Below are 24,789 nucleotides of genomic sequence, written 5' to 3'. Positions count from 1 at the left end.
GCACGATGCGCGACGATGCCCATTTGGAGATCACGCCCAACCTGCTGCTGCAGGCTTATGCTGCGGGCGTGTTCCCAATGGCCGACAATGCCGAAGCCGACGAGATCTATTGGGTTGATCCGCATGAACGCGGCATCATCCCGCTGGATGGGCTCAGAATATCCAAATCCTTGCGCAAGGCCGTTCGGCGCGACACCTATCAGGTGCGCCTGAATACACGTTTTGTCGAGGTTGTGCGCGCCTGCGCCGACCGCGAAGAAACCTGGATCAATGCCGAAATTCTTTCGCTTTACAATGACCTGCACCGATCTGGCTATGCCCATTCGGTCGAGGTATGGATGGATGATGACCTGGCTGGCGGGCTTTATGGTGTTGTCATTGGCGGTGCGTTTTTCGGCGAAAGCATGTTCTCGCACCGCACAGACGCCTCAAAGATTGCCCTGGTGCATCTTGTGGCCCGGCTACGGGTGGGCGGGTTTACGCTTTTGGATACGCAGTTCACCACACCGCATCTGGAACGGCTCGGCGCGGTCGAGATCAGCCGCGATGACTATCGTTCTCGCCTAGCGGCGGCTTTGCGCCGTCCGGCCGATTTCTGGCGTCTGCCCGTGGGCAGCGATCACCCGTCGGTGTTGCAGCTCAGCACCCAGACGTCATAGCGCGGGTGATCCAGCGCGGACAGCGCCGGGCTGGTTGACAGCATCCAACCTTCAAAGCTGGGCTTTTCCTGACGAAAATCGCGAATGCGTAGAAAGGCGTATGCTTCCCCCGCAAGGTCACCAGCTGGATAGCGGCATGCCTCCAGCTTGACCTCAAGCCGTTTGAAGGCCAGCGTCTGGCCAACCTTTATCTCAAAATCATCAACGGTGTTGTTCTGAGTATCAAGGCCCCGCAGCCGTGCCTTGGGCGCATCGACAAGCTGCAATTCCTCGTAATCCTCGGGCGGGCTGACAATGCCCTCTTCGTTTTCTGCATCCGTCGGAGTTTCGCCCTCCGCGACCTGCTGGCCATCTGTATCGGTCCGACCACCGGGGCCATAGCCATCCTCGGTGTTGTATTCGATGACAAGATCGCCATCCTGCACGATGGATGGTCGCCCTTCCCGGTCAAAACCGGTGGTCAGGCCGCCCGGCGTGACCTCTCCGCTATCCTGGGCCATCGCAGCCGCGCCAGCCAACAAGAAAGCAACCGTCAGGCTACGTTTCATTGCGATGTCTCACTGTCGCTGCTGCCCGCTGCAAACTTGATCAGCAGGTTCAACAGGCTGACCGAGCCTTGGGTCAGCATCACCTCGTCGCCTGCGGCCATCATCATATCGGATCCGCCCGGCATCACTTCGACAAAAGACCCGCCAAGCAGCCCCTCTGAGGCGACGATCACCTCGGAATCATCTGGCAGTTCGATGTCGTCGTGGATCGCCAGCCGGGTCTCGGCCATATAGGTTTTCGGGTTCAGGTCCATTGTGCTGACCGTGCCGATGCGAATGCCTGCCATCCGAACCTCTGTTCCCACATTCAGACCCTCGGCAGAGTTGAAATTCGCCACGATATCATATGTGTCGGTGCCGGACCGTCCGATGCCAGTCGCCTGCCCCGCATAGACCAGAAAACCCGCTGCGACGGCCAGCACAGCGGCCCCGATCAGCGTTTCAGCGGTGTTGTTGCTCATCTCTGCTTACTCCGGCGTCCAGGGCTCATAGCCAAGACGGTTGACCGGGGCGTCCGAATACTGGCTGCCCGCAGGATGATAGGCTGCGGGTGTGCCGGTCAGGTTGGGTTGGTGTGGTTTTTCCCAATCCTTATGGGGCAGCGGCGCGTCGGTCGGCGGTGCCTGAAAGGTGTGGTGCAGCCATCCGTGCCAGTCGGGGCTTATGCGGCTGGCCTCAACCTCGCCATTATAGATTACCCAACGCCGGTCCCCGTCGATGGAACGATAAAAGACGTTGCCCTGGGCATCCTCGCCCACCTTCACGCCTTTACGTGCTGTCCAAAGGCGGGTGCCCAGTGTCTGGCCGTCCCACCAGGTAAAAATCTGCGACAGAAGTCCCATCGGATATTCCTTGTCTTCTTTGGGTCTGCTCTGGCTCAGATGTAGGCGATTGCCGGGCAAAGGTCCAGATGTCGTGCTTACTCGGCAGGGGTCCGCGCAGTCACCTCAATCTCGATCCGCATGGCCGGGTCAGCCAGCCCGCATTCGATCATGGTCGAGGGTGGGCGTGTTTTGCCAAAAACCTGTTTCAGTTGCGGCCAGCAGGGTTCGAAATCGTTGCGATCGGGAAGCATATAGGTGACACGCACGACATCCTCAAAGCTGCATCCAGCCTCAGCCAGGGCTTTGCCGATGATCTTTAGCGCCAGGGCGCACTGATCCTCAACCCCGTTAGGCAATTGGCCTGTTTCGGGGTCCGTGCCGGTGGTTCCGGCCACAAACACCCAGCCATCGCAGACCAACGCGCGGGAATATCCGACCTTTTCCTCATAAGGAGAGCCAGAGGTGATCAGGCGTTTCTTCATGTTTCTGTCTCCAACTCTTTCTCGACTGCACGTGTCGCGCCGGGCGCGATGATCCGGGCCATCATGAAACGGCCCATGAATGGAAGCTTTCCGGGTTCAAGGATTTGCCATGATCCGGATATCCGGGTCATCGAGGCATTCGCCTCGCCGCTATAGTCGACCTGCTGGCTCTGCGTGTCCGAGTATCTTTTGGTAAACTGAACGCTTAATTCGTCGCGCTGGCCGGACAGGCTTGCCAGCAACGTATCACCGGCATCGGCGGCAAAACTGTTGGGCTCGATGATTTCGCCGGTCAGGGCACCAGCCTCATCCTGCAGTGTAACATTGAAGGCGCAGGGCGGAAAAGTTGTCCAAGACGAATAGCTGAACTTCCCCTGCCATCGCCCGGTGAGGGAGTTGAAGCTTTGCGACATCCCCGCCCCCTTTGCCTTTGCGCGGGATCAACCAGCGCTGGCCGGCTCCTGCTTGCTGTCGGCATAGATCAGCAATGGTTCTGCCTTGCGGGTAATAGCGTCTTCGTTCACCACAACCTCAACCACATCTGACATCGCGGGGATGTCAAACATGGTATCCAGCAGGATTTCCTCAAGGATAGAGCGCAAGCCCCGCGCACCGGTTTTACGCTCAATCGCGCGGGCTGCTATTGCCCGAAGCGCCTCGTCGGTGAAGGTCAGCTGCACGTCCTCCATCTCGAACAGGCGCTGATATTGCTTGACCAATGCGTTTTTCGGCTTGGTCAGGATGATCACAAGCGCATCCTCATCCAGATCGGTAAGGGTCGCGATCACCGGCAGACGCCCGACAAATTCCGGGATCAGGCCGAATTTCAGCAGATCCTCGGGCTCCAATTCCTTGAACAGTTCACCGATGCGGCGGTCATCAACATCTTTGACATCCGCGCCAAAGCCCATGGCAGAGCCCTGATTGCGCTGCGCGATGATCTTGTCCAGCCCGGCAAAGGCACCGCCACAGATGAACAGGATATTGGTGGTATCGACCTGCAGGAATTCCTGCTGCGGATGCTTGCGCCCACCTTGCGGCGGGACCGAGGCAACCGTGCCTTCCATGATTTTCAGCAGTGCCTGCTGCACCCCCTCACCGCTGACATCGCGGGTGATGGACGGGTTGTCCGATTTGCGGCTGATCTTGTCGACCTCGTCAATATAAACGATGCCGCGCTGTGCGCGTTCAACATTGTATTCCGCAGATTGCAGCAGCTTCAGAATAATGTTTTCGACGTCTTCGCCAACATAGCCCGCTTCGGTCAGGGTGGTTGCGTCGGCCATGGTAAACGGAACGTCAAGTATACGTGCCAAGGTCTGGGCCAGCAGCGTTTTACCGCAGCCGGTAGGACCGATCAGCATGATGTTGGATTTTGCCAGTTCCACTTCGGGGTTCTTGGAGGAATGGTTCAGCCGCTTGTAATGGTTATGCACCGCGACCGAGAGCACCCGTTTAGCCACCTCCTGGCCGATCACATAGTCGTCCAGCACCTTGCAGATATCCTGCGGCGTCGGCACCCCTTCGGAGGATTTGACCAGCGAGGATTTCGTTTCCTCGCGGATGATATCCATACAAAGTTCGACGCATTCATCACAGATGAACACGGTCGGCCCTGCGATCAGTTTGCGCACTTCGTGCTGGCTCTTGCCACAGAAAGAGCAATAAAGGGTGTTCTTGCTGTCACTGCCTGCCGATTTGCTCATCTAAGTCTCCTTGGGTCCCTTTGTCGTTTTACAACGCTCGGCGCCGGGTGGCGAGTCAGGACCTCTTTCACAGTCGAACCATTAGGCACTGGCACGCCGCCTATGACAAGGGATATGGCGTAAAATATGTCATAAGTTGAACATCATTTTATCGAATATCCCTTTGTACCCCAGAATCCGCCTTTCCTACCGCATACCTAGGCTGCATTAGGCAAAGCGCCCCTTCTGGACATCACCAACCTCAATCAACGAAGCCGACATACCGCAATCCGTCATTTTCGCATCAGCTCCGTTGGTCAAACTTCGCCGATGCCTAACAACCAAACGCTACGGAAAGGTTACGCCAGAACAGAAAGCATCACTCTTCGCTTGTGGAATTCGACTGGTGTATCTCATCAACAAGACCCCAGTCTTTCGCGGCCTCTGCGGTCATGAAGTTGTCCCGCTCCAGCGCTTTTTCCACTGTTTCAATGTCTTGCCCGGTATGCTTCACATAGATCTGGTTCAAGCGCTGTTTCAACGCCTGGGTCTCACGCGCATGGATCATGATATCCGACGCCTGCCCCTGGAACCCGCCCGAGGGCTGATGCACCATGATCCGCGCATTGGGCAGCGCATAGCGCATCCCCGGTTCCCCCGCGGCCAGCAGCAGCGATCCCATTGACGCCGCCTGCCCCACAACCACGGTGGAGATCTTCGGCCGCACCAATTGCATCGTGTCATAGATCGACAGACCCGAGGTCACCACACCACCGGGCGAGTTGATATACATCGCAATCTCTTTCTTGGGGTTCTCGGCCTCAAGAAACAAAAGCTGCGCGATGATCACGGTTGCCATCTCGTCATGGACTGGCCCGGCAACGAAAACGATCCGCTCTTTCAGCAAGCGCGAGAAAATATCATAGCGGACAGAGCCGCGGGCGTTGGTTTCCTCAACGGTTGGGATGATGAACCCTGTTTCAGGGTTAAGCGAATTGAACATGCTGGCCTCTTTTCCTGCGACGTCATCTCTATGCGCCGGTCAGCGTTAAGGAATAGTTGCGCACCGGGTCGGTGACAAGGTCAGCCGGGCGATTTCTTTCATTAACACCTGGCAAAGTCTGTCTTGGACAACCAGCGCGCGGATTGTCACACTTAGGCGATTTTGCAAAAGACCACTAAACTATGGCGTGCAGAACTGCACAGACGACATGGCCCTGCCTCTGATTTTCTGACCCTGCGCCCCCGACCCGGGATGACCGGGGTTCATACATTTTGAATCAGGAGTTTGACGATGTCACTTCGAAGATTACGCAATATGGGCGCAGGGGTTGGTCTGGCCGTTGTCGCCTTTTCACCAGCGGCGTTCGCCCAATCATTTCCAGGCTGTACCGGCACGGTCTTTTCGACCGAAGAAGACTTCATGTCTTTCGCGGGCGAGAAATATGACGGCAACCCGGTCGTCTCGGATGGTGATCTGATCGCCTATGACCGGTCCGCTGGCACAACAGAGCTTTGCGCCCGCAACGCCGAACTGATCCCGCGCAACCTTTTGGAAATCCCCCGTTCGCTGGGACTGGACGCCGTGGATGTCATCCTGCCGGAAAAGGGTCTTATCGCCTTTTCAACTGAGTTGGATGAGACATTCGATATCTTTGGCCATGGCGACATTATTTTCCCAAACGGCACCGTCATCCCACACGAAGTGCTGATCAAGCGTTTCGATCTGCGGGGCGAGCATGGGCTGGACGCTGTGCATTTCACCGGCGAGCAGGACAATATCATTCGGGCGATTGAACTGGCCTGGGAGAATGGACCGGATCGGCTGAAAGAGGATCCCGAAGCCTATCTCAAACAATTGCAGGAACTTGAAGTCGACATCTGGTTTTCCATCGAAGGCACAACAGAACGGCCCGAAGCACCAGGTATTCTGGATGGTGATGTTCTATCTGCGGTAGCTGGGGTCAAAGTGGTGGCCCAAGACATGATTTTGTCGCCCCCCATCCCGGCAGGCATTCGGGATCGTGGTGTAGACTTTGGTGTTGATGCCGTAACGGCGGATCGTAAGGGCACGCGTTCGGAAATCCGCTTCTCAACCGAGATTTTGTACCGGAACGAACCACAGCCCTTTACAGATGGCGACCTGCTGCAGGCCGGCGGTGCGCTGGAAATCAAGCATGAGGAGCTGATCAAGGGTCTGGAACCAAAGGCTGATTTCCTGGGGCTTGATGCCGTTTCTTTTTCCGCGCCCGAGGTTGACTTCGGTAGGCCGCATCTGGATTCGCTCTGCGGGCGGAGCCATGCGGCGGTCGATTTCGGGTCAGACGGGTTGTGGCGGCTGAACGCGGCGACCACGCCACCGGGGGATGACCCGCGTCGTCCTTGCGGCGCGCAGATCCCGATCGACGGAACCCTGCCGATTAATCTGGCAACATCGTCCGGCGACATGACGCGCTTTCGCGTGGTCTATGAAAGTCTGAACGCCACGCTGCCACCGCTGTCAGGCAACGTGGAAACCACGTGGCGGCTGCTGCGCCCCCGGCTTATTCTGGGCAGTTGGCAATGTAGCTGGGGTCCGGCCCTGACATTGGCTACGTCGGGCGGGTGGATGGATGCCAAGGACTTCCATGACGCCATGACCGGCAACCCAAATGGGATCACCGGCAACGGGGCCGGCTTTGGCTGTGCCAACCCGCATCTGCATCTGGCGGTCTGGAACACCCAAACCCTGCCCGGCGACCGCGACGATGACCTGATGCGCGTGCATCTGGAATGGGAAACGACCGGAACCGCAGCAGTGCAAACCGGGGCTTGGCATAACATCCAGCTGGACAACACCGCCCCGGACCTGTCTGGGTTGGAGGTCCGTCTGATGGATGGGGTCAGTGTCGTTCCCTCTTGCGGCGAAGCACCGACCAGCGCCAGCCAGTTCCAGATCTGGACGGCGTTCAAGGACAAGCATTTCGGCCACTACACCCTGCGTGTTGAAGGCGGCGATCCCTGGGTCAGCCATACCTTCGCCAGTCCGACGGGCAACAGTACGCATGAATATTATCAGCCGCTGGACGATCCGTTCAATGTGATCACCGATACTGGCACAACGGGTACAGGCCTGAAGCGCGTGCGTGATATCGACATGACGGAACTGGCGGGCAGCTTCACCCGGTGCTGCTACAGCCTGCGCCTGCAGGTTTGGGACAGTAGCATCCGGCACGGCTTTGGCGGCTTTACGCCCGGCAGCGCCCTGCCCAACGGCGCGAGCGCTGGCACCAGCTTTGAGGCCGGTCCCTGATCTGCTGATAAAAAAATGGGCCGCCCCGAATATCCGGGGCGGCCCGATCTTGTCCTGCAAAGCGGATCAGCAGGAATAGTACATCTGGAACTCAACCGGGTGCGGGGTGTGCTCGAAATTATACACCTCCTCCCACTTCAGCTCAGCATATCCTTCGATCTGATCACGGCTGAAAACGTCACCGGCCAGCAGGAATTCATGATCTTTTTCAAGCTCTTCCAGGGCTTCGCGCAGGCTGGCGCACACGGTTGGGATACCGGCCAGTTCCTCGGGCGGCAGATCATAGAGATCCTTGTCGTTCGCCTCCCCCGGATGGATCTTGTTCTTGATCCCGTCCAGACCGGCCATCAGCAGGGCGGAGAATGCCAGATACGGGTTCGCCGCTGGATCAGGGAAACGCGCCTCGACCCGTTTGGCCTTCGGGCTTTCGGTCCAGGGGATACGCACACAGCCCGAACGGTTGCGCGCGGAATAGGCCCGCAGAACCGGCGCTTCAAAGCCCGGAATCAGGCGTTTGTAGCTGTTGGTCGCCGGGTTGGTGAAGGCGTTCAGCGCTTTGGCGTGCTTCAGGATGCCACCGATATAGTATAGCGCCTCATCGGAAAGGTCGGCGTATTTATCGCCTGCAAACAATGGCTTGCCCTCTTTCCAGATCGACATGTTCACATGCATGCCCGTGCCGTTGTCGCCTGCAATCGGTTTGGGCATGAAGGTCGCGGATTTGCCATAGGCATGGGCGACATTGTGGATGATGTATTTGTGTTTCTGCAGCTCATCTGCCTGCTTGGTCAGCGTGTCGAAAATCAGGCCCAGTTCGTGCTGGCAGGACGCAACCTCATGATGGTGCTTGTCCACCTTCATGCCCATCCGCTTCATGGTCGACAGCATTTCTGACCGCAGATCATGTGTGGCATCGGTCGGGTTCACCGGGAAATAGCCACCCTTGACGCCGGGCCGGTGGCCCATATTGCCCATCTCGTATTCGGTGTCAGAGTTCCAGGAGGCATCAGCCGCATCAACTTCGTAGGATACTTTATTGATACTGTTAGAAAACCGCACATCATCAAACAGAAAGAATTCCGCTTCCGGGCCAAAATACGCTGTATCGCCAATGCCCGAAGATTTCAGGTAGGTTTCCGCACGCTGAGCCGTGGAACGGGGATCACGACCATAATCTTCGCCGGTATCGGGCTCGACAATAGAACAGTGCATGCACAGCGTCTTTTCTGCATAGAACGGGTCCAGATAGGCGCTATCCGCATCAGGCATCAGCTTCATATCGGATTCGTTGATTGTTTTCCATCCGGCAATCGACGAGCCGTCAAACATGAAGCCCTCTTCCATAAAGTCCTCGTCAACCTGATCCGAGACCATGGTGACGTGCTGCAGCCTGCCGCGGGTGTCGGTAAAGCGGATGTCGACATAGTCGATATCCTCATCCTTGATCTGCTTGACGATATCTGCGTTGCTCATATCGGGTTTCCTTCTGCGTATATATCTTGTGAAAGCGACGGAGGTCAGAGCGCGTCTGCCCCATCCTCGCCGGTGCGGATGCGGATCGCCTGATCAATGGTCGAGACGAAAATCTTGCCGTCCCCGATCTTGCCGGTCTTGGCGGCGCCGACGATTGCCTCAATGGCGCTGTCGACCATATCGGCAGCCAGAACCACCTCGATTTTCACCTTGGGCAGGAAATCGACGACGTATTCCGCGCCGCGATACAGCTCTGTGTGGCCCTTCTGGCGGCCGAACCCCTTGGCCTCGACCACGGACAGGCCCTGAATGCCGATCTCCTGCAAGGCCTCTTTGACCTCATCAAGCTTGAACGGTTTGATAATCGCCTCGATCTTCTTCATGGCATGCTCCTCGACTGGGTATGTCTGGGATGAAGCATCTGGGCAGGCGGAGTTCAAACGGCTAGACATAGTGGAAGGAGGGGCATGTTCGGATTTCGGACCATCTGCCTATTTTTTACACACACTGCCCATTTTCCGGGCTTGCTGAGAAAGAGCCATGACCGAACTGCTGACCGCCGCCCAGATGCGGGCCATCGAACAAGCTGCTATCAACAGCGGTCAGGTGACCGGGCTGGAGTTGATGGAACGCGCCGGGCGCAGCGTCGTCGAAGCTGTGTTGGAGGAATGGCCCGAAATGGCCAAGGCCCCCCACCGCGCCGTGGTGCTGTGCGGACCCGGCAACAATGGCGGCGACGGGTTTGTTGTGGCGCGACTGCTGAAACAGCGCGGCTGGGAGGTGGAGGTTTTCCTTTACGGCGATGACGAGAAGCTGCCGCCGGATGCGGTGGAGAATTGTCGGCGGTGGCGGGAGATGGGCGATATTTACGATCTCTCTAAAGCGCAGCCTTTCATTCGCACCACAAACAGCGAAATCAGTATCCCAGATGTCCTTGTCGACGGTCTTTTTGGAATAGGACTCAAACGCCCTGTAGATAGTCCACTCTCTGACTTTTTTGCTGACATAGCGGATGATGATCCGGGAATGCTCTGCAAAAAGAAACCTTACATCGTCTCTATCGACATTCCCTCGGGCTTCTGCGGCGATAGTGGACAAAACATCGACGCAGCGATCATATCTGACCTTGTTGTTACATTCCAATCGCCCAAAGCAGGCCATTTCCTTGGTGGATTGGCGACAAGTGCCACTGGATTGAAGGTCGCCGATATTGGTCTCGGGCCTGAAGTCACAAAATTCTTGGATCAGGCCCCATCAACGCGACTGCACCTGTGCGAAGCCCGACCTGATTTCGTCGTCGCCAATATGTATTTTGAGAACCGTCATGTCGGGAAACAGCACCCGCACCTAAAACCTCAAAAACTTGGCCTCGGGCTAAACAAGTACGACCACGGCCACGCCCTTCTCCTCTCCGGTCCCGCCACACAAACCGGCGCAATCCGGTTGGCGGCGCGGGGGGCGCTCAGGGTTGGGGCGGGGTTGGTCACCATTGGGGCGCATCCGGATGCCTGTGCAGAGCATGCGGCGCAGCTGACCGCGATCATGCTGCGCCAGATGGTCAATCATGATGTGCTGGCCAAGGCGTTGGAGGATACACGGATCAATGCCCTGTGCCTTGGCCCCGGTTTAGGTTTGAACGCAGAGGCGCGGCAGATGATCCGCACAGCGCTGGCATCGAAGCGCGCGACCGTCCTGGATGCGGATGCGCTGACGCTACTGGCGCAGGATGACGATCCGTTTGCAGATCTGCACAAGGCCTGTGTGCTGACCCCGCATGGCGGCGAGTTTACGCGGCTGTTCCCCGATCTGGCGGAAAAACTGGACGCCCCTGCCACCAGCGGCCCCGCCTATTCCAAGGTAGATGCCACGCATGAGGCGGCGGCGCGGGCCGGATGCACGGTATTGTTCAAGGGGCCGGATACGGTGATTGCAGACCCATCGGGCCGGGCGGTGATCAACTCCGCCCATTATGATCGGGCGGCCCCATGGCTGGCGACCGCAGGCTCGGGCGATGTGCTGGCGGGCTTTATCACCGGGCTACTCGCGCGCGGCTTTGGGCCCATGGCCGCAGCGGAAACCGCAGCCTGGCTGCATGTGGAATGTGCCTTGAAATTTGGCCCCGGCCTGATCGCCGAGGATCTGCCGGAACAGCTGCCCGCTGTCTTCCGCGACTTGGGGCTTTAGTCCCAGTCCGGCGGCAACGGCTCATCCGACAACCATTCCCGCAGCCCCTTAACCTTGAATTCCTCGAGCCTTGGGGCCAGAACCCTTAGGGTATAATACCCGTAGCCGCGATCATCGATCACTGCGCCCCAGTCGCTGATCTGATCTCGACTGAAACGAACCTCCGAACCAATCGTCAGGTCACCCAGATCTTGGGGATTACCTTCGAGAATCCCCTTAAATCCGCCCTCAACCTCTTCGAATGGGATAACCCAAATATGCTCATAACCCTCCCCGCTGACAGTTGGGAAGGCGACCTGCAACGCGGCTTCGCCTGAATAAGTCTCGGCGAACGCCAAAAAACGATCCAATTCTTTGCGTGCTTCGGCGCTGGCAGCAGACATCTCCGGGTCGTCTTCCCCGAACAGTGCCACCGGGTCGTCGGCGCTAGCCCATGATGCTGAGAAAAGCAGGCAAACGACAGTTAGCAACAGTTTCATTCGATCAGACCCTCAGCTGCTGATGTGCAGGGTATTTCCCCACTCAAGCTTGACATATTGACTACATTTACGTGACACTTTCAAAACAATAAAATGACGATTGAGTAAGTGATAGGACCACCGATGATACTGAAAACGGGCGCTGCAGTGCTGACACTAATGCTGGCGACACCCGCACTGGCAGAAGACTGTAACGACCTTGCGTCGCTGATCACATTTGTGAAAGAGGAAACCGGCTATCGCATCACGCCGCCCTGCCCAAAGGTTTTTCACATTTCACCGACTGAGTTTCCGGTGCCGGGCCGAGAGGCAGAGCAGATGGAGAATGGCCCTAAGCTAGCTGCGCTTTATCGGCGGCAGACAGGCGATATTTACGTGGATCGAGATATCCCGCTGAACGCGGCTTTTGGCCGTAGCCTTCTGGTTCACGAGTTGGTTCATGCATTTCAGTTCGAAAACGCAGCGCATGACACCGCCAGGTGCGCCAATGAACTGGAAGCCGTCGCCTATGCGGTTCAGGCCCGTTTTCTCGCCGATGTCGGGGAACCCCGCCAAGCAGCTTTGACCCAGGTCCTGGGCCATATGATGTCGGGCTGCGGTGACGAATACGGCTGACGCTCGCCCCTTCCTGATGGAAGTATCAGGGCCAGGCGCTGTCCACCGGGCAGCCGCTTGAGGTTGGCTGCGGGGTCTGCGGTAGCTGCGCAGTCTGGTTGTGCTGAGCGTTCACCTGCGGCGCTGGTTGATCTTTGTCGGTTGTTTCAGCCATATTCTCACTCCTTCACCTCATACAATCACCACCTTTATTGTCTCACTGAAATCAGGTGATCGTATGGCCGAATCGTGGCCCAACAATCGGCAAAACCCAAGTAAACTTGGATTACGAAATGATACAGTCGGCATAAATGTATCAAATGCCCTGTAAACGCTGTCAAAATGCAGCAGTGCATTTTTCCCTCGCACACCGTCGATCCCTTTGATAGAGAGGCGCGGATTTCGGCCATAGGCCATGTGCGGGTGTGGTGGAATTGGTAGACACGCCAGATTTAGGTTCTGGTGCCGCAAGGCGTGGGGGTTCAAGTCCCTCCACCCGTACCAAATGAGACGAAGGATGATGACGAGATGCAGGTCACAGAGACCCTGAACGACGGACTGAAGCGCGGTTACAAGATCGAGGTTCCGGCCTCGGAATTGGACGCCAAGGTCAATGCCAAGCTGGAAGAGGCGCGCAAAGACTTTCAGATGAAAGGCTTTCGCAAGGGCAAAGCGCCCGCGGCACTGATGAAGAAGATGTTCGGCAAATCGGTTCTGGGCGAAGCGATGCAGGAAACCATTGATGCGGCCATGCGCAGCCATTTCGAGGAATCCGGTGACCGCCCGGCGCAGCAGCCTGACGTCAAGATGACCAACGAAGACTGGCAAGAGGGCGACGATATCGAGGTCGAGATGACCTATGAAGCGCTGCCTGAGGTTCCGGAGGCAGACTTTTCCAAGGTTGCCCTGACCAAGATGGTGATCGAGGTCGAAGATGATGCGGTCGATGAGGCGCTGAACAATCTGGCTGAAAGTGCACAGAATTTCGAAGCGCGCGACGCTGGTACGAAAGCCGAAGACGGCGATCAGGTTGTGATCGACTTTGTCGGTTCCGTCGATGGTGAGGAGTTTGAGGGCGGCGCGGCAGAGGATTATCCGCTGGTGCTTGGCTCTGACAGCTTCATCCCGGGCTTTGAAAGCCAGCTGGTCGGCGCGGTCACCGGTGAAGAGAAAGACGTCAAGGTCACCTTCCCCGAAGAATATGGTGCGCCGAACCTTGCGGGCAAAGACGCTGTTTTCAAAGTCACGGTCAAAGAGGTCAAAGCCCCTGCCAAGGCAGAAATAAATGACGAGCTGGCGCAGAAATTCGGCGTCGAAGACCTTGCGACCCTGAAATCGCAAATCGGGGAGCGTCTGTCCGAAGAATATGCTGGCGCGGCACGTCAGGTGATGAAGCGTGAACTTATGGACGCGCTGGACGAGTTGGTAACCTTCGATTGTCCGCCTTCTTTGCTGGATGCCGAAGCCAAACAGATCGCGCATCAGCTGTGGCATGAGGAGAACCCCGAGGTCGAAGGGCATGATCATGACCCAATCGAGCCGAACGAAGAACATACAAAACTGGCCGAGCGCCGTGTCCGACTGGGTCTGCTGCTGGCAGAAATCGGCAACAAAAACGAGATCGAAGTGTCCGATGCCGAGATGCAGCAGGCCTTGATGGCGCAAGCCCGGCAGTATCCGGGTCAGGAGCGCGCCTATCTGGAATTTGTTCAGAAGAATCCCGCAGCACAGCAACAGCTGCGCGCACCGATCTTTGAGGACAAGGTCATCGACTATATCGTCGAACTGGCCAAGGTGACCGAAAAACCGGTGAAAAAGGACGAGTTGCAGAAAGCAGTTGAGGCACTGGACGACGAATAGTCTCCGGCTGTAGGTGTTTCAGGCAGGTGCTTTGACTGCCACCGAATTTGAAATGGGCGCGTTCAAGGACGCGCCCTTTGCATTTCAGGGTGATCCTTCTGTTGCGCGGTCGCTTTACTGGGAAACAACCCGGAAATTTCCCCTCGTACAGAAGCAGTCCCTTATGCTGTAGTTCAGGGACCAGACCCGCCGCGTGTCGCGGTGGGAATCTTAGTGGGAGAGACTGGAAATGGATATTGTTGCGCTGCTTATCACGGTTTTGGTCGGTGCGGTCGCCGGCTGGCTGGCCGGTCAGATCGTCAAGGGGTTCGGGTTTGGACTGCTTGGCAATATCGTTGTGGGGATCGTTGGTTCTTTTATCGCTGGCTTTCTATTCCCGCGCTTTGGCATTTCAACAGGCATAGGTATCGTCGATTCGATCATTTTTGCCACGCTGGGCGCGGTTATTCTGTTGTTTGTGATTAAACTGGTAAAGCGCGCCTGACATCAGGTTGGGCTAAAGCTGAAAAAGGGGACGGTTTGCGCCGTCCCTTTTGTCTTTATGGAGGTGGTGGGTTTCACCCACCCTACGAGGGGCCGCCCTGCTCTATGAGCGGACCGTTCCGTTTCCGGTGACGAGATACTTAAAACTTGTCAGCTGCGCTGCCCCGACCGGCCCGCGTGCGTGCAGTTTGCCGGTGGCGATACCGATCTCTGCCCCCATTCCGAACTCCCCGCCATCGGCGAACTGGGTCGAGGCGTTGTGCATCAGGATGGCGCTGTCGACGTCGCGGAAAAACCGCTGCACCACATCGGGGTCTTCGGCCATTACGCATTCCGTATGATGCGAGGAATATGTGCGAATATGGTCGATTGCGCCATCTACACCGTCGACAAGCTTGGCGGCGATGATCATGTCGAGATACTCGCAGCCCCAATCCTGCGCAGTTGCTGGCGCTGAGCCGGGCAAACCCTCGGTCCGAACCTCTACTCCGGCTTGCATCAGATCCTGAATAAACGGCGCGCCATGAGCCTGGTAAAAGGCCTTGTCGATCAGCAGGCATTCCGCTGCGCCGCAAATGCCGGTGCGCCGCGTCTTGGCGTTCATCACCACCTGCCGGGCCCTTTCGACATCTGCCGAGCCGTCGACATAGATATGCACGATGCCTTCCAGATGGGCGAAAACGGGCACGCGTGCCTCGGCCTGCACGCGGCCCACCAGTCCCTTGCCGCCGCGCGGCACAATGACGTCGATATGGTCAACCATGGTCAGCATCTGCCCTACAGCGGCCCGGTCGCGGGTTGGCACAAGTTGGATCGCATCCTGAGGCAGACCCGCCTGACGCAGGCCCTGCTGCAGGCAAGCGTGAATGGCGGTTGAGGAATGGAAGCTTTCGGACCCGCCACGCAGGATCGCGGCATTGCCAGCCTTCAGGCACAAGGCCCCGGCATCCACTGTCACATTGGGGCGGCTTTCATAGATCACGCCGATCACTCCCAGGGGCGTGGCAACGCGGCGGATATGCAGGCCCGAGGGCACATCCCATTCGTCAAGAACCCGGCCCACCGGATCGTCCTGTGCAGCCACCGCCCGCAGCCCCTCAACGATACCTTCGATGCGTACCTCAGTCAGCAGTAACCGGTCCATCATGGCACCGGTCAGGCCCTTGTCCTTGCCATAGGCAATGTCCCTGGCGTTGGCTGCTATGATCTCCGAGCGGTCTGCCCAGACAGCATCGGCAGCGGCCGTCAAAGCCTCAGTCTTTTGATGCGCGCTCGCTGTTGCCAACACCGATGCCGCTGCGCGCGCACGCTGGCCAATGGATTGCATCACAGTTTCGATATCGCCGTTTTCTGTCATTCGCGCCTCTTCCCTTAAAGTCTAACCGCGTCAGCTTGCCCCTGAAACCGCGTCATACGCGGCAAGAAGAATTGGCTGCATCCCTTTCGTGGGCAACAGGTTTGATCCACCCATTTGAGCCGCCCACACCTCGGAAAGGGCGCAATGTACCGCAGCCCACCCCAAAATCCGGTCCACCGGATAGCCGAGGTGATGATGAAGCGCGCAGGCGAGCGCCCGTATCCGTTCCGCGCTATGAACCAAGTCTTTCGCTTCGACCGGATTCAAAAAGAGATTTGCGCAATCATAGGCTGGATCGCCAAATACACCTTTTGGGTCTATCGACGTCCATCCGCTTTCATCGACAATTATGTTGTCATGATGAAAGTCGCCATGTAGCGGGCATTCAGATGCTGACTTCGCAAGGAGGTGCCGCGCCAGCGCGCCGACTTGGCCGGTAAGGACGGGCTTTAGCCGGCAGTCAAGAGGCTGCAAGCCTTCGGGGTAATCCGCCCGAGTAGCATGAAGTTGCGAGAGCAGGTCGGCTATCCCGGTAAAACTGTTTCCGTCGCCGCTAGATCTGACAATATCGCCCAGGCGATCCCCATCGACCCAGTCCATCAGGATCATGTCATCCGCTGCACCGCGTAGTTTAACCGCACCCTTGCCATCCCACCAGTGAAGCATAGCAACGCCGTTCCATTCGTCTTTGCCAGCAGGCTTCAGGAGCTTTAAGGCAACGATATCATCTGCTTGGCACGCTTTATATACGAAGCTGCTTGCGGTATCCGCGACCAAGACAGGCTCGCTTAATGTCCAGCGTCGGCAGGCCGCCTGCAACATTGAACTGTCGTTCATCACATCGCCATATCGTCGCGGTGGATCAGTGCTGCGCGGCCGGGATGACCGAGGCGCTCTGCGATCGCACTGGACTGACAGCCCATGATGAGGCGCGCCTCTGCAGCATCGTAACCGGCAAGAGCACGGGCCAGGACACCGCCATCGGGGCCCAGAATATCCACCGGGTCGCCGCGTTCAAAGGTTCCGCTGATTGCGCTCACCCCGGCTGGCAGCAACGACTTTCCTGAGCTAAGCGCCCTGGCAGCACCCGCATCAATTGTCACCGTGCCGCGCGGCTTCATCGCACTGATCCATTGCTTGCGCGCCGCCTTCGGATCGCCCTGCCCCTTGAACCAGGTGCAGCGCGCGCCGTCTGCCAGCGCCTGCAACGGTCGGTCGACATCGCCGCGGGTGATGGCCATTGCCGCACCCGCCTGCATGGCGATACGCGCGGCCATGAGTTTGGTTTTCATGCCCCCTTTGGCGCCGTCTGTCCCGGCACCTCCGGCCATCGCCTCAACCTCGGGCGTAATCTCGGCGATCATGGGCAGATGCTGCGCGTTCGCGACCTCACGCGGGTTGGCGTCGTAAAGACCATCGACATCAGACAGCAGCACCAAGACCTCCGCCCCGGTCAAAGAGGCCACCTGCGCCGCCAGCCGGTCATTGTCGCCATAGCGGATTTCATCCGTGGCAACCGTATCGTTTTCATTCACCACCGGCACCGCGCCTTGCCAAAGCAAAGCAGCAAAAGTGGCCCGCATATTCAAATAGCGGCGGCGATGTTCGCTGTCCTCAAGCGTCAGCAGGACCTGCGCCGCAGTCAGATTATGGACGCCAAGCGTTTCCTGATAACTTTGCGCCAGCAGAATTTGCCCAACCGCCGCCGCTGCCTGGCTTTGATCCAGCGCCAGCGGCCCAGATGGCAAACCCAGCTTGCGCCGCCCCAATGCGATCGAGCCGGAGGAGACCAGAACGACATCCACGCCCTGCCCCTTCAGCGCCGCGACATCCACCGCCAGCCCCTGCAGCCAGCCGGTCCGTAACGCGCCCTTGTCGGAATCCACCAAAAGGGCGGAACCGATCTTAATCACCACCCGTTTGGCCTGACCAAGTATATCCTGGCTTAGGGCGTCCACGGTTTCTCTTCCACGGGGGCGGCCCGTTCAGCAAGGATCTCGCCCCGTAGCGCCCGCAGCACATCATCGACGCCTTCGCGGCTGACGCCGGACATCTCAAAGATCTGACCCTTCGCCACAGCCTGCAGCGCGGCACGCGCCTCCTGCCGCTGCTCATCGGTCAGCGCATCGACCTTATTGAGTGCGGTCACGCGCGGCTTATCCGCCAGATGACCGCCATATTCCTCAAGCTCATGGATGATGGTCTGGTAATCCTCGGCAATCGTCCCGGACGTGCCGTCGATCAGATGCAGAAGCACCGCGCAGCGTTCGACATGACCAAGAAAGCGGTCGCCGATCCCTTTTCCCTCATGCGCCCCGGCAATCAGCCCCGGAATATCGGCGATCACGAACTCTGCCCGGTCAATACCGACCACACCCAGATTGGGGTGCAGTGTGGTGAAAGGATAATCTGCGATCTTGGGCCGCGCGTTGGAGGTCGCGGCCAGAAAGGTCGACTTGCCCGCATTCGGCAGACCCAGCAACCCGGCATCAGCAATCAGCTTCAGCCGCAGCCAGATCGTCAGTTCCACCCCCTCCTGCCCGGGATTGGCCCGGCGCGGGGCCTGATTGGTGGCGCTTTTGAAATGCAGGTTGCCAAAGCCGCCATTGCCGCCACGTGCGATCAGGAATTGCTGGCCAACCTCGGTCAGGTCAGCCAGGACGGTTTCCTCATCCTCGGCCATAATTTCGGTGCCGACCGGAACTTTCAGCACAATGTCATCACCTGATTTTCCGGTCCGGCCCTGCCCGGCCCCGCCTTTGCCATTCTTGGCAAAGAAATGCTGCTGATAGCGATAGTCGATCAGGGTGTTCAGCCCCTCAACCGCCTCGGCTATGACATCCCCGCCCTTGCCGCCATCGCCGCCATTCGGGCCGCCATACTCGATGAACTTCTCCCGGCGGAAGCTGACAGAGCCATTGCCACCCGCACCGGAGCGTACATAGACTTTTGCAAGATCAAGGAATTTCATGGCCGCCTCAGCTTTTCCGCTGACAAGCGATATTCGATCACGGGGGCAGGCTCAAGCCGTGCCCGCGAGTCGCCCATACTTTCACCATGGCGTTCGAACCCCAGTTTTTCCAACACGCGCAATGAAGCAGGGTTATCGACGAAGCAGGTCGCGGTGACCTCCGGCGCGCTGATACGCGGCAACATCGCGGCCAGAAAGCCGCGCGACGCTTCGGTCGCGTAGCCCTTGCCGAAATGATCCGGATGCAGCCAGTACATGAACGAGACCGGCTTATCCCCCATTCCCGTCATTCCGATCATCGTATCACCCGCCCAGATTCCAAAAACACCCGTCGCCCCGCGGAAGCGCCGCTTTTTGATCCATGCGGCGGCTTCCTCAACGGGGAAAGGATGCGAGACGCTTCCCAGCATACGCACGACCTCAATATCATCAGCCATCTCGGAAATTCGGGGGGCGTCGGCCTTTGTCAGCGGCCGCAGGATCAGGCGCTCTGTCGCAATCTTCGGATCACAGATGAAATCCCAGTCCGCGCGTTTCAATTCCATACGCTGCATGGGACAGGTTTCGTCCCTGGCGGCAATATATGCCTCGATCAGATGGGTGTCGCGAAAACCAAGCTTTCGCAGGATGTTGCGAGACCCGGCATTATCTACGACATGACCCGAGGCGATCGGCTCATCGGACGCGGCAAAGTGCCGGGCGGTGACAGCCTGTGCCGCCTCCGTCATATAACCGTTTCCCCAATGCTCTTCTGCCAGCCAATAGCCAAGATCGCTTGCACTATCACAATTCGGGCGCAGTGTGATCACACCGATCAGCCCGTCCCTGCTGAGGCCATAGACCTCCGGCGCGGTGCCGTATTTCTCGATGAACTCTTCGGCATCGCTTAATTGATAGGGATATGGCGGGCTGGTCAGGTTGCGCAGCACCTTCACATTGCCAATACCCCTTGCAATCGCCGCCGCATCCGTCGCGTGCAGCGATCTTAGCGTCAGGCGCTCTGTCGTAAGCTTTGTTGTTGCACCCATGTCCCCCGCTCCAGTCTGTAATGCCATTCCGGGACCTCTGCCCCGCGGGCCATCGAGAACCCGGCCCCCTCGCCCACAAATTCGAATCCTGCTTTGGTTAAAACAGCAGCCGAAGCCGGGTTATCTTGAAACACGCGCGCTGTCAGCCGGGTCGCATCACCCGCAAAGGCATGTGCGATCACAGCGTCCACTGTTTCGGTGGCAAAACCGGAATTCTGGAACGGAGCCCCGACCCAATATGCAATCTCGCCATCGCCTTTCAGCAGGACAGAGCCGACCAATTCGCCTTGCGACGTACGGTGTCCGATGGCCCAGCACTGGCCATCATTGCGGTCCGATTTGGCCCAGTCCACCAAAGCGGCGGCAGATCCGGGCGGATAGGGATGCGGCACGGCCCATAGCATCCGGGCAAGGCGTTCGTCGCCCAGATACATTGCGATCATACCGGTATCATCCTGTGCCAGTGGGCGCAGAACAAGGCGTTGGGTCTCAATCACGTCAGGTGCCATGGTCCGGCTCCTTTCTCAGACAAACGTAAACAATCAGTTCAGCGGGCGGCGGCTTTGGCCGCCCGCTTGCGCCGCCACGGCGCGTCCTTTTCCCAATCCTCGGCCATGATACAGCCATAGGGCATAATCTCATCGACGACCGAGGCCAGATCGAACTGTTCCATCTGCGCGCGCACTGCCGCCGCCGATTTGTAGGCTGAGGGCAATTCCGAGATGTCGATATTACCCGAGAAGAACCGGGCATCCAGACCGGCGGTTTCCTGGGCAAAAATCTCGGCCTCGGTGCGGCCCGCATTGGCCCGCTTATGCGCCGAACGAGAGAAGTTCCGCCCGGCCCCGTGCGGGGCAAAGCCCTTGTTCCGCTCATTTGGGCGCGACTGGATCAGCAGCACCGGTTCGGCCATATTGAGCGGCACGATCTGGGTGCCGTTCGTATCGGGCAGAAACGCGTCATCAATCGGCGTCGCGCCCTTGGCGTGATAGAACAAGTCTCCTTGCCGGAAGACAAAGTTATGCTCGTTCCAGAACCGGCGTGTCATTTCCAGCCCGGCCAGCCGCAACGTCGCCTGATGGATCACGTCATGATTGGCTTTGGTCCAATCACGGATGATCTGCAGCGCCTCCCAATAGGCTGTGCCGTCCTCGCTATCCGCCGGGAGCCAGGCGTTCTGTTTCAGCGTCGCAGGCGAATGCAGGCAGCGATACGCTTCGGCCACCTTCATCCCAGCCTTATAGAGCCCGGCCCCAGGACCACGGGACCCGTGATGTGTCACCAGACAGGTCGCTCCGGTCGCCTTGGAGGTACCGACAAAGGCAAAGTGGTTGCCATCGCCCTGGGTTCCCAGATGCGTATGCAAGGAGGCCTTGATCTTCGGGTCCTGCAAGAACCGGTTGGCCTTTGCTGCCTCATAGATATCCGGCGGCAGCGTATAGCGCTGGCCGTTCTCGCGCCCGCCGGGGCCGAAATGCGTGGCCTTGTGGACTGCATCCAGCACGGTTTTCGGGTCGGCATCGACGAATTCCGTCAACATGACCGAACAACAGATATCGGCAGAATGCATTCCCGGGTGGATCGCATTCTGCGCTACAGCGACACCGCCGACCGGGATCGTGCCCACCGGACCCGCCGGACAGGCATCCGGCATCACCGCCCCATCGACCACGGTGGGGGTGCGCATCAGGATATCCATGGACGCTTTGACCGCGGCGACATTCTCAACCTCAGCCTCGGTCTCCGCCTCCAGGTTGAAAGCGTAACCGACACGATCCTGCAGTGGGATTTTCGGTATCATCTGCGGCGCAACGCTATCGAGATAGCTGCGCAGGTCCTCCCCCGACAGTCCGGCCGTATTGACATGACCCAAAGCCGCACCAAACCACGCGCCCGGCTCGTAGCCCATGGCGATCAGGTCCTGACCTGTGATCTGCTTTGTCATCGTCTTCTCCTGTCGTTGCCGGACCCCGGAGAAAGAAAAAAGGGCCCGGTTTTCACCGAGCCCCCTAAGATTTGGTATGACGCTCGGTCTATTCAGCCGCCTCTGCGGTTGGCATGACGGAAATAAATGTGCGGCCTTTGAAGCCCTTGTGAAAATTCACATGACCTTCTGTGACAGCAAAGATGGTGTGATCGCGGCCCATGCCGACGCCCTCACCCGGCCACCACTTGGTGCCGCGCTGACGCACGATGATGTTGCCCGGTATCACGGCTTCGCCACCGAACTTTTTGACGCCAAGGCGACGACCGGCGGAGTCGCGGCCGTTACGGGATGAACCGCCTGCTTTTTTATGTGCCATATCGTCCTCTCCTCATTCTTCGGCTTCAGCAGCGAACTGCTTGGCCTGATCAATCCAGCCGTCACGTTCGATCCGGCCTTTGAACGACAGCTTGTCGTCCATATATGCGATTTCGTCCGACCCCCACTCGGCAATCTGCCAGAAGTGGAAAACGCCGATCTCGTTCAGCGTGCCTTCAAGCTTTGGCCCGACGCCAGAGATCTTTTTCAGATCATCTGCATCGCCTTTGGCCGCTTTCAGCAGGTTCTTGGGTTCAGTTCCCGTAACCTCTGCCGCTTCGGTCTTGGCTGCAGCCTTGGGCTTCGCGTCAGCCTTGGGCTTCGCTTCGGCCTTCTTAGGTGCGACTTTCTTTTCAGCCGCCTTGGCAGGCTTGGTGGCCGCCGCAACAGCCGCAACAGAGGCCGCCCCAAGGGCTGCTTTCACACCAGACTTACCAGCACCAGAGGCCAGAATATCCGTGACGCGGATCACGGTCAGCGACTGGCGATGGCCCTTCTTACGCTGCGAGGAATGCTTCCGGCGACGCTTCACATAATGAATTGTCTTCGGTCCACGGATCTGCTCCAGAACCTCCGCCTGAACACCGGCATCCTCAACCGTCGGCGCACCAACGGTAACCTTGTCACCGCCGAGCATCAGAATATCGTTGAACTGAATGGTCTCACCAGCCTCGGCGGCCAGCTTCTCAACCTTCAGCACCTGATCTTTGGCAACCTTGTACTGCTTGCCACCAGTTTTCATCACTGCAAACACAGCTTTCATCCTTCTTCGACCCGCGTCCTTTGGTCCCTTGCCATCCGGCAAAGTGTTTCGCCTTAGCACCTCGGACTGCGCAACTATCCCGCAAAACGGGAACCACCCCGCCAGAGCAGGGTGATGAAGGCTGGCTTATGCGGCAAAGGCGTGTGCAAGTCAACACCTGCCTGAGGGAATGTCCATTGACATATGAAGGCAGGAATAGAACCCTGTTGTAGTCAAATCAGGGGGCGACAATGATCCGTATTCTTGCTGCAGTTTTTCTTTTTCCGGCAACGGTTTTTGCACAAACCTACGAACACCGCGATCTGATCATATCAAGCGCTGAAAAAGTTCTGGAACTTAGGCCCGAACTTAGCGGATTCAAATTGAGACGTTTTGGTGCAGAGGCGGCCTATTTCCTTATCTATTATGCACCTCTGAACTATGAAAGCGCGCAATCACTGCTAAAGCCACTCATTGCCGATAAGGTGCGAAATGCAGATGAACTGGCCTTAGCACATGCGATATCACATGTTGGTATCGATAAGGGCATTTCCATCATCAGCCGTGATCGGACCGTGACGCTCCTGAATATGAGATCTGCCAGCATCCGTGCGCTTGTGTTGGCCGATGGCGGAAGCGATATCTGGAACTCTGGTCTGAACTTGACTCGGCATATCGCGCCTCAACGATATGGACAGCGGCAACGCTGGTAGATCAGAGTGATGAGTTCAAACGTAACCTGGCCGATCTGGCAGAGGAAGCGGGTGATCTTATCCTCGCCAGCCATTTGCTGGCGAACCTTGCCGACGGTGACGCGCTTGCGGATCTCTACCAGCGCCACTCCAACGACAACTTGGCCCTCCTAGCCTCCCCCCACTATTGGGGCTTGGACAATAGGCCCATAGAAACATCAGATGAAAAGTTAAGTAAATCTCGCGAGATTCTGAGCGCGATGAAATTGACCGATCACGGCCTTGCATTAAGCATCTACTACAACCAGTCTGGCAGAGAAGAGTCGGTTTTGGCCGCGATACGCAATGTCAAAAACGCCTTCGCGGTCGCAGAGTTGTCACAAACTGATCCAGATGCGGTCTGGCTTCTGATGGTTGATACCCTGATCGAAATTGACGGCCACGACTTCGTCGCCCGCACACTGTCAAGTTTTGACATGCCTTCGATCAACGTCATTGAGGGCGGCAATCGCATGTCCGCAATCACAGACCGCCTGCGGGCCCTGCAACCGCTGATGCGGGGCGAAACGCAGTCCCCCCTGCCCAGCCCGTCTGGCTTGGCGCGATGGATTGGGACACCTGGGTTGAGATTGCGCAGTCTCTCGCTCAGGGCGATAAACTGGATGGATTGAACGACCCGACCCGCATTGCAATCGCTGTCGCACTATTGAGAACGGTTGGGCGGTACGAGGAAGCCTCAGATTTGGCCAGCAACATGCCGTTAAAGCGTTTCGACATTAATCTGAGACATATCCGGCAGCCTTGAAGTAGTTCCAGCATTCTGTTGGGTCGTAGAGATCGCAGATAGCTGCGATGGCGTCGAAGACTTCTGTGAAGGTCCTCGCCCCGACCCGTCGCAGGTGGGCTTTCAGCTTTGAGTAAGCTTGTTCTAGGGCCTGTGGACATTCGGGATTCCCATTTGGTTTGAGTTCTGATTCAACCTTCCAAAAGAGGAGGTTTGAATGGACCCGAGCAGATTTGTTCTCACGGATCGCCAGTGGCGTGCGATTGAGCCTTTGTGTCCCGGCGGTTTGACCGCTCCGGGGCGCACTGGGACCGATACCCGGTTGTTTCTGGAGGCGGTGCTTTGGATCG

Annotated in this window: 28 protein-coding genes, 1 tRNA gene and 2 pseudogenes; 10 read left to right on the top strand and 21 right to left on the bottom strand. The window is 57.9% G+C overall.

The window, feature by feature from the left end:
- The first annotated feature begins 5 nt into the window (after positions 1-5).
- Entirely contained in the window at positions 6-659 is a 654-nt protein-coding gene (gene aat / locus ACW9UQ_RS13185; RefSeq protein WP_458931482.1) for a leucyl/phenylalanyl-tRNA--protein transferase, read from the top strand.
- Here the strand turns inward: aat and ACW9UQ_RS13180 are convergent.
- From ACW9UQ_RS13180 to ACW9UQ_RS13150, 7 genes are all read right to left on the bottom strand, one after another.
- The gene (locus tag ACW9UQ_RS13180) at positions 620-1,207 is read right to left on the bottom strand and encodes a DUF2155 domain-containing protein (RefSeq protein ID WP_458931481.1); all 588 of its coding nucleotides are present in this window, start codon (positions 1,205-1,207) and stop codon (positions 620-622) included. The two genes, aat and ACW9UQ_RS13180, sit on opposite strands and share 40 nt — an antisense overlap.
- Positions 1,204-1,668 carry an outer membrane lipid asymmetry maintenance protein MlaD gene (mlaD, locus tag ACW9UQ_RS13175; RefSeq protein ID WP_458931480.1) on the bottom strand — a complete coding sequence of 155 codons (465 nt, stop codon included), beginning with the start codon at positions 1,666-1,668 and terminating at the stop codon, positions 1,204-1,206. The genes ACW9UQ_RS13180 and mlaD overlap by 4 nt, the downstream gene beginning before the upstream one ends.
- Before the next feature lie 6 nt (positions 1,669-1,674).
- Positions 1,675-2,049, bottom strand: a complete 375-nt coding sequence (locus ACW9UQ_RS13170; RefSeq protein ID WP_458931479.1) for an NADH:ubiquinone oxidoreductase subunit NDUFA12 — start codon at positions 2,047-2,049, stop codon at positions 1,675-1,677.
- Positions 2,050-2,126: 77 nt separating this feature from the next.
- Positions 2,127-2,513 carry a RidA family protein gene (locus ACW9UQ_RS13165; RefSeq protein ID WP_458931478.1) on the bottom strand — a complete coding sequence of 129 codons (387 nt, stop codon included), beginning with the start codon at positions 2,511-2,513 and terminating at the stop codon, positions 2,127-2,129.
- Complete coding sequence (locus tag ACW9UQ_RS13160; protein WP_458931477.1) at positions 2,510-2,926, bottom strand: hypothetical protein; 417 nt, start codon at positions 2,924-2,926, stop codon at positions 2,510-2,512. The genes ACW9UQ_RS13165 and ACW9UQ_RS13160 overlap by 4 nt, the downstream gene beginning before the upstream one ends.
- A gap of 27 nt (positions 2,927-2,953) precedes the next feature.
- Entirely contained in the window at positions 2,954-4,219 is a 1,266-nt protein-coding gene (gene clpX, locus ACW9UQ_RS13155) for an ATP-dependent Clp protease ATP-binding subunit ClpX (protein ID WP_458931476.1), read from the bottom strand.
- Positions 4,220-4,577: 358 nt separating this feature from the next.
- Positions 4,578-5,201 carry an ATP-dependent Clp protease proteolytic subunit gene (locus tag ACW9UQ_RS13150; protein WP_458931475.1) on the bottom strand — a complete coding sequence of 208 codons (624 nt, stop codon included), beginning with the start codon at positions 5,199-5,201 and terminating at the stop codon, positions 4,578-4,580.
- Positions 5,202-5,492: 291 nt separating this feature from the next.
- On the opposite strand from ACW9UQ_RS13150, the gene ACW9UQ_RS13145 reads away from it, so the two are divergent.
- Positions 5,493-7,490, top strand: coding sequence for a hypothetical protein (locus ACW9UQ_RS13145; RefSeq protein WP_458931474.1), 1,998 nt, complete (start codon positions 5,493-5,495; stop codon positions 7,488-7,490).
- 66 nt (positions 7,491-7,556) lie between these two features.
- On the opposite strand, the gene glnA is transcribed toward ACW9UQ_RS13145, so the two are convergent.
- Together glnA and ACW9UQ_RS13135 are read right to left on the bottom strand one after the other, a co-directional pair.
- Positions 7,557-8,963 carry a type I glutamate--ammonia ligase gene (gene glnA / locus ACW9UQ_RS13140; protein WP_458931473.1) on the bottom strand — a complete coding sequence of 469 codons (1,407 nt, stop codon included), beginning with the start codon at positions 8,961-8,963 and terminating at the stop codon, positions 7,557-7,559.
- A 44-nt stretch (positions 8,964-9,007) separates the two neighbouring features.
- On the bottom strand, positions 9,008-9,346 hold the full coding sequence (locus ACW9UQ_RS13135) for a P-II family nitrogen regulator (protein WP_458931472.1): 339 nt from the start codon (positions 9,344-9,346) through the stop codon (positions 9,008-9,010).
- A 157-nt stretch (positions 9,347-9,503) separates the two neighbouring features.
- Between ACW9UQ_RS13135 and ACW9UQ_RS13130 the strand changes: the two genes are divergently transcribed.
- Positions 9,504-11,147: an NAD(P)H-hydrate dehydratase gene (locus tag ACW9UQ_RS13130; RefSeq protein WP_458931471.1), complete on the top strand. Its 1,644-nt coding sequence runs from the start codon at positions 9,504-9,506 to the stop codon at positions 11,145-11,147.
- Here the strand turns inward: ACW9UQ_RS13130 and ACW9UQ_RS13125 are convergent.
- Entirely contained in the window at positions 11,144-11,626 is a 483-nt protein-coding gene (locus ACW9UQ_RS13125) for a DUF2314 domain-containing protein (protein WP_458931470.1), read from the bottom strand. The genes ACW9UQ_RS13130 and ACW9UQ_RS13125 overlap by 4 nt on opposite strands.
- 123 nt (positions 11,627-11,749) lie before the next feature.
- Here ACW9UQ_RS13125 and ACW9UQ_RS13120 point away from each other — a divergent pair, with 123 nt between their 5' ends.
- Complete coding sequence (locus ACW9UQ_RS13120) at positions 11,750-12,241, top strand: hypothetical protein (RefSeq protein WP_458931469.1); 492 nt, start codon at positions 11,750-11,752, stop codon at positions 12,239-12,241.
- Positions 12,242-12,266: 25 nt separating this feature from the next.
- On the opposite strand, the gene ACW9UQ_RS13115 is transcribed toward ACW9UQ_RS13120, so the two are convergent.
- On the bottom strand, positions 12,267-12,395 hold the full coding sequence (locus ACW9UQ_RS13115) for a hypothetical protein (RefSeq protein WP_458931468.1): 129 nt from the start codon (positions 12,393-12,395) through the stop codon (positions 12,267-12,269).
- 244 nt (positions 12,396-12,639) lie between these two features.
- On the opposite strand from ACW9UQ_RS13115, the gene ACW9UQ_RS13110 reads away from it, so the two are divergent.
- The 3 genes from ACW9UQ_RS13110 to ACW9UQ_RS13100 all read left to right on the top strand — a co-directional run bounded on the left by ACW9UQ_RS13110 (position 12,640) and on the right by ACW9UQ_RS13100 (position 14,564).
- Positions 12,640-12,724, top strand: a tRNA-Leu gene (locus ACW9UQ_RS13110).
- 24 nt (positions 12,725-12,748) lie between these two features.
- Complete coding sequence (gene tig, locus ACW9UQ_RS13105) at positions 12,749-14,080, top strand: trigger factor (RefSeq protein ID WP_458931467.1); 1,332 nt, start codon at positions 12,749-12,751, stop codon at positions 14,078-14,080.
- Positions 14,081-14,309: 229 nt separating this feature from the next.
- Positions 14,310-14,564: a GlsB/YeaQ/YmgE family stress response membrane protein gene (locus ACW9UQ_RS13100; RefSeq protein ID WP_458931466.1), complete on the top strand. Its 255-nt coding sequence runs from the start codon at positions 14,310-14,312 to the stop codon at positions 14,562-14,564.
- 102 nt (positions 14,565-14,666) lie between these two features.
- On the opposite strand, the gene ACW9UQ_RS13095 is transcribed toward ACW9UQ_RS13100, so the two are convergent.
- The 9 genes from ACW9UQ_RS13095 to ACW9UQ_RS13055 all read right to left on the bottom strand — a co-directional run bounded on the left by ACW9UQ_RS13095 (position 14,667) and on the right by ACW9UQ_RS13055 (position 22,975).
- On the bottom strand, positions 14,667-15,920 hold the full coding sequence (locus ACW9UQ_RS13095) for a glutamate-5-semialdehyde dehydrogenase (RefSeq protein ID WP_458931465.1): 1,254 nt from the start codon (positions 15,918-15,920) through the stop codon (positions 14,667-14,669).
- 30 nt (positions 15,921-15,950) lie between these two features.
- Complete coding sequence (locus tag ACW9UQ_RS13090; protein WP_458931464.1) at positions 15,951-16,757, bottom strand: aminoglycoside phosphotransferase family protein; 807 nt, start codon at positions 16,755-16,757, stop codon at positions 15,951-15,953.
- The gene (gene proB, locus ACW9UQ_RS13085) at positions 16,757-17,878 is read right to left on the bottom strand and encodes a glutamate 5-kinase (RefSeq protein ID WP_458931463.1); all 1,122 of its coding nucleotides are present in this window, start codon (positions 17,876-17,878) and stop codon (positions 16,757-16,759) included. Before proB ends, ACW9UQ_RS13090 begins: the two co-directional genes overlap by 1 nt.
- Positions 17,866-18,891: a GTPase ObgE gene (obgE, locus tag ACW9UQ_RS13080; RefSeq protein ID WP_458931462.1), complete on the bottom strand. Its 1,026-nt coding sequence runs from the start codon at positions 18,889-18,891 to the stop codon at positions 17,866-17,868. Before obgE ends, proB begins: the two co-directional genes overlap by 13 nt.
- Positions 18,888-19,919 (bottom strand): GNAT family N-acetyltransferase, encoded by a 1,032-nt coding sequence (locus ACW9UQ_RS13075; protein ID WP_458931461.1) that lies wholly within the window; start codon positions 19,917-19,919, stop codon positions 18,888-18,890. Before ACW9UQ_RS13075 ends, obgE begins: the two co-directional genes overlap by 4 nt.
- A complete protein-coding gene (locus ACW9UQ_RS13070) occupies positions 19,883-20,428 on the bottom strand; it encodes a GNAT family N-acetyltransferase (RefSeq protein WP_458931460.1) in 546 nt (181 codons plus the stop codon). The genes ACW9UQ_RS13075 and ACW9UQ_RS13070 overlap by 37 nt, the downstream gene beginning before the upstream one ends.
- 38 nt (positions 20,429-20,466) lie before the next feature.
- Entirely contained in the window at positions 20,467-21,864 is a 1,398-nt protein-coding gene (locus ACW9UQ_RS13065; RefSeq protein WP_458931459.1) for an RtcB family protein, read from the bottom strand.
- An 88-nt stretch (positions 21,865-21,952) separates the two neighbouring features.
- Positions 21,953-22,222 carry a 50S ribosomal protein L27 gene (rpmA, locus tag ACW9UQ_RS13060; protein WP_458931458.1) on the bottom strand — a complete coding sequence of 90 codons (270 nt, stop codon included), beginning with the start codon at positions 22,220-22,222 and terminating at the stop codon, positions 21,953-21,955.
- 12 nt (positions 22,223-22,234) lie between these two features.
- On the bottom strand, positions 22,235-22,975 hold the full coding sequence (locus ACW9UQ_RS13055; RefSeq protein WP_458931489.1) for a 50S ribosomal protein L21: 741 nt from the start codon (positions 22,973-22,975) through the stop codon (positions 22,235-22,237).
- Between the two features lie 239 nt (positions 22,976-23,214).
- Here ACW9UQ_RS13055 and ACW9UQ_RS13050 point away from each other — a divergent pair, with 239 nt between their 5' ends.
- Positions 23,215-23,676 (top strand): hypothetical protein, encoded by a 462-nt coding sequence (locus ACW9UQ_RS13050; protein WP_458931457.1) that lies wholly within the window; start codon positions 23,215-23,217, stop codon positions 23,674-23,676.
- A gap of 74 nt (positions 23,677-23,750) precedes the next feature.
- Positions 23,751-24,326: a hypothetical protein gene (locus ACW9UQ_RS13045; protein ID WP_458931456.1), complete on the top strand. Its 576-nt coding sequence runs from the start codon at positions 23,751-23,753 to the stop codon at positions 24,324-24,326.
- A 105-nt stretch (positions 24,327-24,431) separates the two neighbouring features.
- Here ACW9UQ_RS13045 and ACW9UQ_RS13040 read toward each other — a convergent pair.
- Positions 24,432-24,617, bottom strand: a pseudogene (locus ACW9UQ_RS13040) (IS630-like element ISSpo6 family transposase); the annotation flags it as partial.
- Between the two features lie 39 nt (positions 24,618-24,656).
- Between ACW9UQ_RS13040 and ACW9UQ_RS13035 the strand changes: the two are divergent.
- Positions 24,657-24,789: pseudogene (locus tag ACW9UQ_RS13035) on the top strand (IS5/IS1182 family transposase); the annotation flags it as partial.

Source organism: Halovulum sp. GXIMD14793 (assembly GCF_054457435.1).
This window is presented reverse-complemented; position numbering and strand designations above follow the sequence as displayed.